This window comes from Xanthomonas populi, assembly GCF_002940065.1.
GTDB classification, from domain to species: Bacteria; Pseudomonadota; Gammaproteobacteria; order Xanthomonadales; family Xanthomonadaceae; genus Xanthomonas; species Xanthomonas populi.
Map to the genome: position 1 here is coordinate 21,052 of NZ_MDEJ01000004.1, position 13,712 is coordinate 34,763.

11 protein-coding genes and 1 pseudogene are annotated in these 13,712 nt (G+C 63.9%); 7 read left to right on the top strand and 5 right to left on the bottom strand.

Annotation, left to right across the window (positions count from 1 at the left end):
- Positions 1-28: 28 nt before the first annotated feature.
- Positions 29-1,210 carry an aminotransferase class V-fold PLP-dependent enzyme gene (locus XpopCFBP1817_RS01285; protein ID WP_128415647.1) on the bottom strand — a complete coding sequence of 394 codons (1,182 nt, stop codon included), beginning with the start codon at positions 1,208-1,210 and terminating at the stop codon, positions 29-31.
- A gap of 65 nt (positions 1,211-1,275) precedes the next feature.
- Here XpopCFBP1817_RS01285 and egtB point away from each other — a divergent pair, with 65 nt between their 5' ends.
- Positions 1,276-2,565, top strand: coding sequence for an ergothioneine biosynthesis protein EgtB (egtB, locus tag XpopCFBP1817_RS01290; protein WP_167393782.1), 1,290 nt, complete (start codon positions 1,276-1,278; stop codon positions 2,563-2,565).
- Positions 2,562-3,548: an L-histidine N(alpha)-methyltransferase gene (gene egtD / locus XpopCFBP1817_RS01295; RefSeq protein WP_128415649.1), complete on the top strand. Its 987-nt coding sequence runs from the start codon at positions 2,562-2,564 to the stop codon at positions 3,546-3,548. Before egtB ends, egtD begins: the two co-directional genes overlap by 4 nt.
- 58 nt (positions 3,549-3,606) lie before the next feature.
- Here the strand turns inward: egtD and XpopCFBP1817_RS22490 are convergent, their stop codons facing one another.
- The 4 genes and pseudogenes from XpopCFBP1817_RS22490 to XpopCFBP1817_RS01310 all read right to left on the bottom strand — a co-directional run bounded on the left by XpopCFBP1817_RS22490 (position 3,607) and on the right by XpopCFBP1817_RS01310 (position 9,333).
- On the bottom strand, positions 3,607-4,029 hold the full coding sequence (locus tag XpopCFBP1817_RS22490; protein WP_244171037.1) for a HipA domain-containing protein: 423 nt from the start codon (positions 4,027-4,029) through the stop codon (positions 3,607-3,609).
- A gap of 61 nt (positions 4,030-4,090) precedes the next feature.
- Positions 4,091-4,867: pseudogene (locus XpopCFBP1817_RS22495) on the bottom strand (HipA N-terminal domain-containing protein); the annotation flags it as partial.
- A gap of 14 nt (positions 4,868-4,881) precedes the next feature.
- Positions 4,882-5,472 carry a helix-turn-helix transcriptional regulator gene (locus XpopCFBP1817_RS01305; protein WP_128415650.1) on the bottom strand — a complete coding sequence of 197 codons (591 nt, stop codon included), beginning with the start codon at positions 5,470-5,472 and terminating at the stop codon, positions 4,882-4,884.
- Between the two features lie 153 nt (positions 5,473-5,625).
- Positions 5,626-9,333, bottom strand: a complete 3,708-nt coding sequence (locus XpopCFBP1817_RS01310; protein WP_128415651.1) for an indolepyruvate ferredoxin oxidoreductase family protein — start codon at positions 9,331-9,333, stop codon at positions 5,626-5,628.
- 164 nt (positions 9,334-9,497) lie between these two features.
- Between XpopCFBP1817_RS01310 and XpopCFBP1817_RS01315 the strand changes: the two genes are divergently transcribed.
- The 5 genes from XpopCFBP1817_RS01315 to XpopCFBP1817_RS01335 all read left to right on the top strand — a co-directional run bounded on the left by XpopCFBP1817_RS01315 (position 9,498) and on the right by XpopCFBP1817_RS01335 (position 13,709).
- A complete protein-coding gene (locus XpopCFBP1817_RS01315) occupies positions 9,498-10,136 on the top strand; it encodes a tetratricopeptide repeat protein (RefSeq protein ID WP_128415652.1) in 639 nt (212 codons plus the stop codon).
- 388 nt (positions 10,137-10,524) lie between these two features.
- Positions 10,525-11,442, top strand: a complete 918-nt coding sequence (locus XpopCFBP1817_RS01320) for an AEC family transporter (RefSeq protein WP_128415676.1) — start codon at positions 10,525-10,527, stop codon at positions 11,440-11,442.
- Between the two features lie 67 nt (positions 11,443-11,509).
- Entirely contained in the window at positions 11,510-12,433 is a 924-nt protein-coding gene (locus XpopCFBP1817_RS01325; RefSeq protein WP_128415653.1) for a hypothetical protein, read from the top strand.
- Between the two features lie 152 nt (positions 12,434-12,585).
- A complete protein-coding gene (locus XpopCFBP1817_RS01330; RefSeq protein WP_128415654.1) occupies positions 12,586-13,218 on the top strand; it encodes a ParA family protein in 633 nt (210 codons plus the stop codon).
- A gap of 14 nt (positions 13,219-13,232) precedes the next feature.
- A complete protein-coding gene (locus XpopCFBP1817_RS01335; RefSeq protein WP_128415655.1) occupies positions 13,233-13,709 on the top strand; it encodes a SixA phosphatase family protein in 477 nt (158 codons plus the stop codon).
- The last annotated feature ends 3 nt before the right edge of the window (positions 13,710-13,712 follow it).

Sequence of the window (13,712 nt, forward strand, 5' to 3'; positions counted from 1 at the left end):
AGCGATGGCGTTCGATGTCCCCAACACCTCATCCACCCGATAGCGCCGCAACCAGGCGTAAGAGTGCGTCCTCGGTGATATTCAGATGCGGCGCGATACGCAAACGTCCGTGCCGCCGTGTGCAGATCGCACCACGGTTGCCGAACGTCGCCGCCACTGCATCCAACTGCTCTGCGCGCGGCTGCAAGGCGGTCAGGTGCGGCGCGTGACCGGGCGTGCACCAATTGCCCAGACCGCAGGCCTGCAAGGCAGCATCCCACTGCGCGGTGAGCCTACCAAGTGCCTGCCCAATACGCGCCGGTTGCCATGCAGCGACCTGCTGCAATGCCACCGTCGCCATCGCGATACGCAAGGGATCTGCAACACCGCCGGCATCGAACCGTCGCGCACCGCTGCGATATGACGGCGCTTTGGCGATCGGAAATTCCCAGCTGCTGCCGGCATCGCGGCCGATCCAGTGTTCTTCGATCGGTACACCGTGCGCACGCCAGTGCGGTGCCACCCACAGCCAGGCCAATCCCATCGGCCCGAGCAACCATTTGTGGCCGACGCTGACCACAAAATCCGGTTGCCAGCGCGGCAGATCGGTCGGCAGCACGCCCAGGCTCTGGCTCAGGTCCAGCACCAATGCCGCTCCGCGTGCGTGCACCACTGCGCTGATGCGGTCCAGATCGAGCTGCCGCCCATCCAGCCAGTACGCATGCGGCAGCGTCGCGACGCGCAGCGCAGGCGTGGCGGCGATAGCCTGCAGCACCGCCTCGGTCAACCCATCGCCACCAGCAGCGGACACCGCCACGATATGAGCACCCACCTCGGCACAGCGCCGTTGCCAGATCAGCAGGTTGGATGGAAATTGTCCTTCCAGCAGCAACACCGCCTCGCCGCGTTGCAGCGGCAGGTTGCGTGCGGCGGTGGCCAGCCCATGTGCGGCCGAGGGCAGCATCGCCACACCGTCGGTGTCGTTGTCGAACAAGTCAGCGGCAAGCGCGCGTAAACGTTCGATATCGTGCAGCCACGCATCGAACGGCAGCTGCCAGGGCGTGGCCATTGCGTCGATGGCCTGATGCGCAACCGTTTGCACCGCGCGCAACAGCGGCCCGCGCGAGGCGGCATCCAAATAGGTCACATCGAGAGGCAACGCGAATGCCTGCTGCCGCTGTGCCCAATCGATCGGCGCCGGGAGCAGGCTGGACAGAGAAAAAGAGGACATGACCATAGCTTACCGCTGGCTGCCAAGCTGCCGACACGGCGCGTTCACGGGCGCTCCTCAAGCATATCCGCATGTCTGCACTCTCCTCCGTGCTGGTCGAGCACCAGCAACAGCAGTTGACCCTGCTGGAACGCTTCGCGCAGACCCGCGCGCTGAGCAATCGCCTCGCTGCACCCTTGAACGCCGAAGACGCGATGGTGCAGAGCATGCCCGACGCCAGCCCCAGCAAGTGGCATCTGGCGCATACCACCTGGTTTTTCGAACGCTTCGTGCTGCAGGCCGATCCGGCCTACCGCGTCTTCGACCCGGCCTGGGATTTTCTGTTCAACAGCTACTACCAGAGCGTGGGCCCGATGCATGCACGTGCGCGCCGTTGTGTGCTGTCGCGGCCCTCGTTGCAGCAGGTGCACGATTACCGCGCTGCGGTCGATGCACAGATGCAACAGCGCTTGCGCGACGGCCAGCTGGACGCGCAGGCCTGCACCATCGTGCAACTCGGCATCCAGCACGAGCAGCAGCATCAGGAATTGTTGCTCACCGACATCAAGCATGCGCTGTGGAGCAATCCGCTGCAGCCGGCGTATCGCGATGCACCCGCGCCGCCCGCTGCCATCGCCAGCACGCTGCGCTGGCATGCGCGCGACGAACAGATTGTGGAAATGGGCGCGGCTGCATGGCCGCAGGTCGACACGTTCGCCTACGACAACGAATCGCCGCGTCATCGTGTGTTGGTCGGCACGCATGCGTTGGCGCATCGCGTGGTCACCAACGCCGAATTCCAGGAGTTCATCGACGCCGGTGGTTACCGCAGCGCCAGCGCCTGGCTCAGCGATGGCTGGGCGATGGTGCAGGCGCAAGGCTGGCAGCATCCGTTGTATTGGGATGCCGACGGACGCGAGTTCACGCTAGGCGGCTGGCGCACGCGCGATGCACATGCACCGGTATGCCATCTGAGCCTGTTCGAAGCCAATGCCTTCGCCCGCTGGGCCGGTGCACGCCTGCCCACCGAAGCCGAGTGGGAGCAGGCCGCCACCGGTGTAGCGGTGCAAGGCAATTTCGTCGATAGCGACGCGCTGTATCCGCGCGGCGCCGAAGCGGTGGATACCGGCCTGCAGCAGTTGTTCGGCGATGTCTGGGAATGGACCTGCAGCGCGTACCTGCCGTATCCCGGCTTTGCGCCGTGGCCCGGATCGCTGGGCGAATACAACGGCAAATTCATGAATGCGCAATGGGTGCTGCGGGGTGGCAGTTGCGCCACACCGGCCAGCCACATCCGCGCCAGTTACCGCAACTTTTTTCCATCCGATGCGCGTTGGCAGTTTTCCGGCGTGCGCCTTGCCAAGGATCTGCCTTGAACGCCGCCGCCCATGCCACCCAACGCGCTCACTGCGCGCTGACCGATCTGCACCCGCAACCGGATGACATCACCGCCGATGCGCTGGCCGGTTTGTCGCAGACGCCCAAGACCTTGCCGTCCAAGTATTTCTACGATGCGCGCGGTTCGCAGTTGTTCGAAGCCATCACCCAGCAGCCGGAGTATTACCTCACCGGTACTGAGTTGAGTTTGCTGGAATCCAGCATGCCGGCGATTGCGCAGGCGATCGGGCCTGGCGTGCATGTGGTCGAATACGGCAGCGGCAGCGGTCGCAAGACTGAGTTGCTGCTGCAGGGCCTGCGTGATGTGATGTCTTACACGCCTCTGGAAATTTCGCGCACTGCCTTGCTCGACAGCACTGCGCGGCTGGCACAGCAATTTCCGCAGATCCAGATGCTGCCGGTCTGCACCGACTTCACCAAGCCACTGCGCTTGCCTGATGCGCAGCGCCCGGCGCGCCGGCATCTGGTGTTCTTCCCCGGTGCCACGCTGGGCAATTTCACCGACGCTGCTGCCATCGAGTTGATGGATGCGATGCGTCAGACCATGGGCGGCGATGGTTGCGCCTTGATCGGCATCGATCTAGACAAGGACACCGGTCTGATCCAGGCCGCCTACAACGATGCGGCCGGCGTCACTGCCGAATTCACCTTGAACCTGCTGGCACGCCTCAACCGCGAGATCGGCAGCGATTTCGACACCGATGGTTTCCGTCACCACGCGGTGTATGCGCGCGAACGCGGTCGCATCGAGACCTTTTTGATCAGCCAGCGCGCGCAGCGTGTGCACGTGGGCGGCCAGGAGTTTGACCTTGCCGAAGGCGAGGCGATGCAAGTCGAATACAGCTATAAATACACCGACGCCCACTTCGCCGAACTTGCTGCTGCAGCCGGTCTGAAAGTCACACACGGTTGGAATGATGCGAAGGACTGGTTCGGTTTGCGCTTGTTGCGCCCGATGTAACCGGCTGCTTGTTTCGAACCTTACCGATGCTTGGCAGCATGGTTGTCGCATTGGTGTGTCAAACCGATTGCAGCAATTTGAGTGCCCGCTGACATGCGGCAGAGATCGCGTCCACCAACGCATCCAGAATCGGATGCTCAACGCCTTCCTGTCGAAGTTCGCCAGCAAGATCCCGCGCTCGATCCGGCAGCTGATTGGCAGCCAAGCTTATCCAAGCCAGGCAAGCCGATGCCTCCAGGCGCATCTGCAGCGCAAGCTGTTGCCAATCGCTTGAACGGACATCCCACCAGCGATAATGGCTACCGATTTTCATCGCCAGTTTGATCTTGCGCTGTTGCAGATGGGGATAAGGCAGGGCACTGGAGATGTCGTACAGCGGCGCCAGTCGCACTTGTCCCGCCTGGCCAAGCAACAACGAATAGTTCTTCGCATGCGCATCGGTGCCGCCGATCAAATAATTGAAGACCAGGGCATGAAACATGGGTTTCGACGTCCTTGCGCGCTTGCGACGAATGTGTCCATAGCAGCTGCGAGATCTCGGTTGGCCCCGGGCCACCCTGGTGTTGATACTTGATCTGCGTCATCACTCCTAATGCCTGGCAAAAGTCTTCTTGATGGATGCGCAGCAGCGCGCCTTGGCTTGCGATGCGGTCATAGCGTGCGACGCAGATAGCGGTTTCATCGCCAAACCGCAGCGCCTGGCCCGCTGCAGTCGACAGGCCGATCTTGCGCGCCAGGCGCAGACAAAACAGTTCTTTTTCGACGAAGCCGTCGTATTCGCCGCTGGGCGGTTTGAGGATATGCGTGGTGGGAATGCGTCCGGCCGGGATGGCCCACTGCTGCCCGTCATGCAGCAAGGCTATCTTGGCCTGCGCGCCGGCCAGACTGAATTGACCGACGTCGTCGATCTGGCGCGCTGCACCGACATCCTGGCGCAGCCTGCGCAAACGCATTTCCAACTCGCCCTCGGTGAGCGGCTCGATGCTGTCGTTGGCGCCAGACATGACATCCTCAAGCCGGGCCGGAGTGACGAATTGCACCGCACCGGCACAGTCCTCGCCAACATGCGACAACAGAGCCAGCGGGTTGCGGGGCGAGACCTGAAATCTGGATGCCCAGCGTTGCAAGGTGGTTTCATTGTCGGGCAACAAGCCCCATAGCACAGCGTTGACCGCATCGGTTGGGTGATGCTCCCGGCTGAGCGGAATGTTCAACGAAAGCGGTATCGCATTCGTCGACGCTCGCCAGGAAGGGTCGTAAGCGAATCGCGCACGGCCATTGGCGTCGGCGTCCAACTGGCCAACCAACTGGCTGCCCATCAGTGCAATCAGCCTCACGTGGCTTTCTTCTTGCTGATTGATCGTGCTTTTGGTGTGACAGATTTGGTCTTGCCACCGGTCTCTGGTGCGCGAGCGTTTTGTGGATTCGCCGCGTCAGTTTCTGCTGCACCCGCGAACTGCTGCCGCGATTTACGCGAAACGGCATCGCGCACTGGATGCACTTTCGCGCGCGTCGCGCGCGCGGCAGAAGGATGCGTCAGCTGGGTGGCTTGCGAAGGGTCGAGACCATGGAATGCGCTTGGCTTGCTCACGTTCTTCAACGCGTAAAGCGCGGTCAGCGGACCCTGCGTACAATTGCGTTCGACGATGTCATCCATGTTGATCAATGGCATGGCTGCGCGATCGGGCGGAAGACGGTTTCGAGCATCGGCGGCGCCGGGGGCAAGCATCATCTCAAGGCCCAGCGCATGCAGCGCCCGTAGGATCAGTTGCAGTTCGGCGCGTGGCTTGCCTTTCTCGATATCGACGATCCACTGCCGACTCGCACCAATTTCAGTGGCCAGACGCGCCTGATCCCAGCCCCGCCGCTTGCGGGTGGCACGGATGAGATTACCGATGTCGGCAGGGGTGCGCACGGTGTCCATCGTTCGAATGTAAGCGATCGGTGACATATATTCAATGTCACCGATCGCCTACATCCACCGTTGGTTCTTTATGGTGGTGAGGAACTCAAGCCGCACAGTGGACCGGAATGAGTTAGTTCGGCTACATTTTAATAATGTAACCGTTCGCCGACATCAAGCCGCCTGCACCACATGCAACGCTTTTGGATTGCGCCACTGCAGCAGCAGCGCAGCCTCGCTTGCCTTGGCTTCGTGCAGATGCGCCTCTTTGATGTGGCCATAGCCGCGGATGTGTTCGGGAATGCAGGCGATCTGCGCGGCCAGACCCACATTGTCGGCATCCAGGCGCTCCAGCAGCGTCCCTACCGTCGCCACGTAATCGGCAATTAGCTGGCGCTCGCTGCGCCGTTCGGCGCTATAGCCGAACACATCGAGCTTGCCGCCGCGCAGGAACTTCAACCGCGCCAGCAGCTTGAACGCGGTGAACATCCACGGGCCGTACTCGCGCTTGATCAGGTGGCCGTGCGCATCTTTCTTGCCCAGCAACGGCGGCGCCAGGTGGAAACGCAGCGTGTAATCGCCTTCGAACTGCTGCTGCAGCCGACGCTGGAAGTCGCCACGCGTATATAGCCGTGCCACTTCGTACTCGTCCTTGTAGGCCATCAGCTTGAAGGCATAACGCGCGACCGCTTTGCTCAATGCGCTGCTGCCGGGCGCACGTTGCGCCTCGTGCGCGCGTACGCGCTCGACCAGGGCACGATAACGCTGTGCGTAGGCGGCATCCTGGTAATCGGTCAGGAAGCCGACGCGACGCGCGATGGCTTCATCCAGCGACTGCGCCAGCTGTTCGTCGTCGAGCGGATACACCGGCGCATCCACATCACCATGCAGCGTGTTGCCCGTGTTTTGCGCCAACGCACGCGGCGCGCTTTGCCCGCTGAGATCGTGCTCTTCCCAACTGCCGGGCGCGCGTTCTTGGGACGTACCGCCATGCGCAACGGCCCATTCGCCCTGCGCCGACAAACCTGCTGCACGCCGCACCGCCGGCAGATCCACAGCCGTCAATCGCCCCCACGCAAACGCCTGCTGGTTCATGGTCACAGCCGCGCCATTGAGCTCGATTGCGCGCATCAGCGCCGCATGCGACAACGGCACCAACCCATGTTGCCAGGCATAGCCGAGCACGAAGAGGTTGCTGGCGATCGCATCGCCCAGCAGTGCGGTGGCCAGTTGCGTGGCATCCAGCAAAAAAGGCTCCTGGCCGCCCAATGCAGTGCGCACGCCGGCAATGATCTCGGCAGCGGGGAATTGCAGATCCGGTTGGGTGGTGAAGTTGCCCGGCATCGCCTCATAGGTGTTGAGCACCACCTGGGTGCGGCCATCGCGCACTTTGGACAACGCCCAGTAATCGTTGACCACCACCATGTCGCAGCCCAGCACCAGATCTGCTTCGCCGGCAGCGATGCGCACCGCGTGGATATCGCCGGGTTGGCGTGCGATGCGGATATGCGTGGTCACTGCGCCACCCTTCTGCGCCAAGCCGGTCTGATCCAGCACCGTGGCGCCCTTGCCTTCCAGATGTCCGGCCATGCCAAGCAATGCGCCGATGGTCACCACGCCGGTGCCGCCGACGCCGGTGATCAAAATGTTCCAGGGCTGTTCCAGCGTCGTGCGTTGCGGCGGTGCGGGCAGCTTGTCCAGTAATGCGCTGGCATCTCGCTTTTTGCCCTTGCGCAGCGCACCGCCATGCACGGTGACAAAGCTCGGGCAAAAGCCCGACACGCAGGAATAATCCTTGTTGCAATTGGACTGATCGATCTGCCGCTTGCGTCCGAATTCGGTCTCCTTGGGCAGCACCGACACGCAGAAACTTTTTTCGCCGCAATCGCCGCAACCTTCGCAGACCAGCGAATTGATCATCACGCGTTTGGGTGGGTCGACCAGCTTGCCGCGCTTGCGACGGCGGCGTTTTTCGGTGGCGCAGGTCTGATCAAAGATCAGGATCGACACGCCCTTGAGCGTGCGCAAATGCTGCTGCACCGCATCCAGTTCGCTACGATCGTGAAACGTCACATCGTTGGGAAAACGCTCGCGTCGCCGCGTCCATTTGCCGATCTCGTCGCTGACCACCACGATGTCGTGGATGCCTTCCGCGCGCAGCTGATGCGCGATGTCCGGCACGGTGAGCGTGCCGTCCACCGGCTGGCCGCCGGTCATCGCCACCGCATCGTTGTAGAGGATCTTGTAGGTGATGTTGACGCCGGTGGCGACCGACTGGCGGATCGCCAGCGAGCCACTGTGGAAATAGGTGCCATCGCCCAGGTTCTGGAACACATGCGGGGTGTCGGTAAACGGCGCCTGCCCCGACCAGGTCACGCCTTCGCCGCCCATATGGGTGAAGGTGTCGGTGGAGCGGTTCATCCAGGTCACCATGTAATGGCAACCGATGCCGCCCAGCGCACGCGAGCCTTCCGGCACCGCCGTGGAGGTGTTATGCGGGCAGCCGGAGCAGTAATGCGGCACGCGGGGAAACAGCGCGCGCGGCAAGGCCATTTCCGCTTCCTTGGCGTCCATCCAGCGCAGCCGCTGTTCGATCGATTCGGTCATTGCGCTTGATGGAAGCGCAAAGCGCTGAATGCGTTTACCGATCACCGCCGCGATCGTGGCCGGCGTCAGCTCGCCGGTGGAGGGCAGGATCCACGCACCGTGCTCGTCGTACTTGCCGACGATGCTCGGCCGCGCACCGGCGCTGGCTGGCCAGTTGTAGAACAGCTCTTTCATCTGGCGCTCGATGAAAGCCTTCTTCTCCTCCACCACCAGAATGTCTTCGAGCCCCTGCGCAAACGCGCTGATGCCCACCGGCTCCAGCGGCCAGGTCATGCCGACTTTGTAAACGCGAATACCGATCTGCGCGCAGGCCTGCGCATCCAGACCCAGGTATTCCAGCGCCTGCAGCACGTCCAGATAGCTCTTGCCGGTCGTCACGATGCCCAACCGTGCGTGCGGCGAATCCAGCACCACTTTGTCGATCTGGTTGGCGCGTGCAAATGCCTGCGCGGCGGCGATCGCATAACGATGCAGCCGCATTTCCTGATCCACCGGCGGATCGGGCCAGCGGATGCTCAAGCCGCCCGGCGGCAGCGCAAAGTCCTCCGGCAACACGATCGTGCGTGCGAACGGATCCACATCCACCGACGCGGACGATTCCACCGTCTCGGCAATGGTCTTGAAGCCGATCCAGCGCCCGGTATAGCGGCTCATCGCCCAGCCGAGCAGCCCCATGTCCAGGATGTCCTGCACCCCGGCCGGGTTGAGGATCGGCATCATCGCGCTGACGAATTCGTCTTCCGAGCCGTGCGGCAGGGTCGAGCTGCGGCAGGCATGGTCGTCGGCGGCCAGCGCCAGCACGCCGCCATAGGGCGAGGTGCCGGCGGCATTGGCATGCTTGAACACGTCGCCGCTGCGGTCCACGCCCGGGCCCTTGCCGTACCACATGCCGTAGACGCCCTGCACCTTGGCACCGGGGAACAGGTTGGTCTGCTGGGTGCCCCAGACCATGGTGGCGGCTAAGTCTTCGTTGAGGCCGGGAGTGAAGGTCACCTTGGCCGCGTCCAGATGCGTGCGCGCGCGCCACAGTTCCAGATCCAGTCCGCCCAGCGGGCTGCCGCGGTAGCCGCTGACGAAGCCGGCGGTGTCCAGCCCAGCAGCGCTATCGCGCAGGCGTTGCATCAGCGGCAGCCGCACCAGCGCCTGCACCCCGGACAAGTAGATGCGCCCATCGGCACGTGTGTACTTGTGCTCCAGCGTGTAGTCCGCATCCACTTGGCCGAGCTCCGGCGTGTTGGCAGAGTCGGGGGAAGAGAGTGCAACAGTACTGGTCATGGCTTGCCCGGAAAGGGTGGCTGGAACCCAGGGCTCCAAAACGGCCTAATAATTGTAGCAGCCGCTATTCACATGTCTGGGGCACCGAGTGTGCATCGCAGCGACATCGAGGTTAGGATTGGGCCGTGTTGGGGGTTTGTCGTGTGTCGCAAGGGGAAACACCAGTGAGAACGAAGTGCGCATGGGCCATTGCGTTGGCCCTGCTCGGGAGCGTGTGGTCGTTGGCGCAAGCGCAGAGCCTGCCCAAGCCAAAGGAGTTTTATTTCGACGAAGACCGCGGCACCACGAAAGCCGTGGTCGCCGTGCAGGGGCAGGGTGATGCGGTGGTCGAGCGCTTGGCCGCGATGGTGCAGCGTGACGCACGCGCCGCCGAGCCACGGGCGCAACTGGCCTCGCTAGCGTATGCCGGTGGGCGCACCCAGTTGGGCGACGAGCTCTACCAGGGGGCCTTGGGCCTGGTTCCCAATGGTAGTCAGCAATATCGCACCATCACCTGGAACTACGGCTGGGATCTGTTGCGCGCCGACCAGGCCGACAAGGCCTTGCAGCTGTGGGCAAACCTGGCCAACGGCCGTCCGGCCACACCGCAATGGTTGCCCACTACCGCGGCGCTGGCGCTGTGGCGCGCCGGGCGCAAACGGGAAGCGGTGGAGTGGTACGCCGCCGCCGTGCGCACCTGGCCGGATCGTTGGAGTAGCACCGCAAACTACGCCATCCTGCTGCCGGGCTGGCGCGAAGCAGAGCGTGCCAGCCTGGCCGAGGTCTTCGCCGCCTGGCAGGCAAACCCGCCGGCGTTTCCGTAAGTCTCGTCATTGCGCTGCAGGGAACCGCCGCAGCGCGCTGCCGTGCATCAGCCGAATCTGTGAGGCAGGCAGGCTTTTCCCATCCAACCACCGCCCTGGTGCGGTGTCCTCTCCGCTTGCGGGATCCTGTGGCGGCATGAATGCCGCCACAGGATCCCGCATGGATGGAGTCACGGCGTTTCTCGCGAGCGGCGAGGGCACCGTGCCCTCGACCGACCAGGGCTTGAGAGCAGCCAAACAACGCGAAGAATCGAAGACCGGCTGCAGGCAACCGCATCGCACCGCGACACACGTAGGCGTGCTCGACAGACTGGCGCGCCGCCGATCCTGGCGCGCCGCGCCCACTATGCGATCCTGGGCATCGATTTCCTACGGACCTGACCACGCCATGGCGGTGGATGCATTTGCGTTGATTCTGGTGATGTTGGGGCTCGGCCTGCTGTTCGCTCGCTTGCGGGTGCTGCCGGACAACAGCGCCGACGTGCTCAATCGCATCGTGTTGTACATCTGCCTGCCGGCCTCGGTGCTGACCTATGTGCCACGCCTCCGCCTGGATGCATCGCTGGTTGGAATGAGCGCCACGCCGTGGGTGCTGACCGCGATCATCGTGCCGCTGCTGTGGGGCTGCAGCCGCCTGTTCCGGTTCAAGCGCGGGGAATACGCCGCGTTGCTGATGTGCGTGGTGTTCACCAACTCCAGCTTCGTCGGCTTTCCGATGGTGCGCGCGTTGATCGGCGATCACGCACTGCCGTATGCGGTGGTCTACGACCAGTTCGGCACCTTCGTGCTGCTGTCCACCTTCGGGCTGTACGTGCTGGCCCGCTACAGCGGCGACACCCCACCCACTGCGCGCACGATCCTGCTGCGTGTGCTGCGTTTTCCGCCGCTATGGGCGTTGCTGTTCGCACTGACGTTGATGCCGGAACACCCGCCGACCTGGATCGGCTCGGGGCTGAAAAGCCTGGCCGATGCGATGCTGCCGCTGGTGATGCTGGCGGTAGGCTTTTCGCTGCAGTTGCGCCTGCCCGCAGACGAGCTCAAACCCTTGGCCGTCGGCTTGGTCTTCAAACTTGCGTTGATGCCGATCCTGGCGCTGCCGCTGTCCTGGGCGCTTGGCCTGCACGGCGCGATGCTGCAGACCAACGTGCTTGAATCGGCCATGCCCACCATGATCACCGCCGCTGCGCTGGCCATCTCGCACCGGCTGGCACCGCGCCTGGCCGCAGCCATGGTCGGCTACAGCATTCTGCTGTCGCTGCTGACCTTGCCTGCGTGGGCTTGGTTGCTGGCACGTCTGGTGGCTTGATGCGGGGCAACCCGTATGAACTGCTGATTCGCAACAACGCGTACCATCACATGGACAAGAGCAACACATGCACGGATATCGTGTGATCAGCACCGCGCTGCTGTGGCTTGGCAGCGTCTGCGTGGCACATGCCGCGATGGCGCCGCCCTCGCGTCTAAAGGCGTCGGCTGCAAACGCAGGCTATGCGCCCATCCAACGCGTCTGGCTGCAGCGTGCCCTGGACGCGCGCCCGCGGGATCTGTTGGTGGCGCGGATGGAAGCATCCGGTTGCGTACCTGCCTTGCGCTGCGATCCAAGCGCTGCGCTGGCCTTCCTGGAGCAGGCCGATGCCGGTAATGCCGCTGTGCATCTGCATGCCTACGCGGCTGCGCAGCGCCGCGGCGACCACGCGGGCGCCGAAGGCGCCTGGCAGGCGGCTGCGCAGGCGGATCATTTCGACAGCGGTGCACTTGAACTTGGCAAGGCCCTGCATGCCACTTACGACGGCGTGCGATGGCCATCGCTGGCCTCGGTCAGCTTGCGCGCGCAACTGCACGCGCAAGGCCTGCCTTCCACGGGCGCGGCCATGGTGGCGATGTTCGTTATCGGTGCCTGGTCTGCACAGGCACTCCCCGCGCTAGGCGATTTGCTGCGGCGCTGCAGCTCCCCTGTCGCTAAGCCGGCGTTACGCGACGAATGCATGGCAGTGCTGAACAGCGTGGCCAAGGACGAGTCCACCATGGTGACTGCCATGGTCGGTGCCAAGCGCATGGCCGCATTGAGCCGCGGTGCCGATGCCACGCGCCAGCAGGCGCGGATGCGAGCGCTGGAGTGGCCGCAGCAGCAACAGCAACGCCGCGTGCCCACGGCCACTGGCCAAGCCATCGATCTGAACGTCATCGTGACGCAGGGCGAAGTGTCGGCGTTGCGTGCACTGGTGCAGCGTCAAGGCCTTGCAACGCGACCGCCTACGGATGGGCAGCCGAGCGCACCGATCCAGCAAGCCCAATAATCCGCTTGGCCGGCGCATGGTGTGTCGGCCACGAGCCGGCGGGCGATGCTGCATTGCGACACCTGCCGCTGTAGGACGTTTCACGTCTTTCGACTACTTCCTCACCGTGTCGCGGTGTACGCTGCCGGCTTGCTCCCGGAAGCGAGGCGTGCATGAAGACAGTCCTAGTGGCCGGCTCCAAAGGCGGCGTAGGCAAGACCACGATCGCCACCAATCTGGCCACACATGCGGCGCTGCAGGGCCAGCGCACCGTGCTGGCAGATGCCGATCCGCAAGGCTCGTCCACGCGTTGGGCGCAGCGTCGCGCCAGTCTGGAAAGTGCAGTGCTGCCGATCGACGCCACCCGGCGACGCAACTGGCAGGCCGCAGTGCCCCACGGCACTGATCAGCTGATTATCGATGCCCCGGCCGGTGCGATGGCCGACGATCTGAGCGGATTCCTTGACCACGTCGATGCCATCGTGGTGCCGGTGCTGTCCTCGGCACTGGATATTGAAGCGGTGGTCGGCTTTCTCAACACGCTGGCCAAGGTGCCGCGCGTGCACCAGCGCAAATTGCCGGTGGGGCTGGTGCTCAATCGCGCCCGCCCGTGGACCCAGACCTCGCAACAGGCTGCGAAAATGATCGGCACCTGGCCGTATCCGCTGGTGACCCAGCTGCGCGACACCCAGGCTTATGTAGTCATGGCCGGGCTGGGACGCAGCCTGTTCGATTACCGCTCGGCGCAGGTGCGCGACCATCAACAGGACTGGGAGCCGCTGTTCAAGTGGCTCAAGAAGGCCTAAACCGGATAGTTTACATGCGCGAATTGATCTTGTTGCGACACGCCCACGCCGAGCCGGCCGATACCGGCCAGGCCGATATGGACCGCCCGCTATCCCCGCACGGCATCGCCGAGGCCGAATCGGCCGGCCGCTGGCTGCGCGAGCAGCGCCTGGTGCCCGACCGCGTGCTGTGCTCGCCCGCCCGGCGCGCCCGCGAGACGCTGGAAGCGGTGCTGGAGCTCACCGGCTACATCGAACAACGCCTGGACGAGCGCATTTACGAAGCGACCCCCGGCACCCTGGCCAGCCTGGTGGACGAGCACCGCGACGCCGAGCGCTTGCTGCTGGTGGGCCACAACCCGGGGCTGGAGCGGTTGGCAGCGCTGATGCACAGCGGCCAGACCGGCGACTACCGGGGCATGCCCACCGCCGCGATCGCCTTGCTGGCGCTGCCGCTGGAGGCCGCTATCGAACCGGGCATCGCCCGCCTGACCGCCTTCTGGTGGCCTTGATCC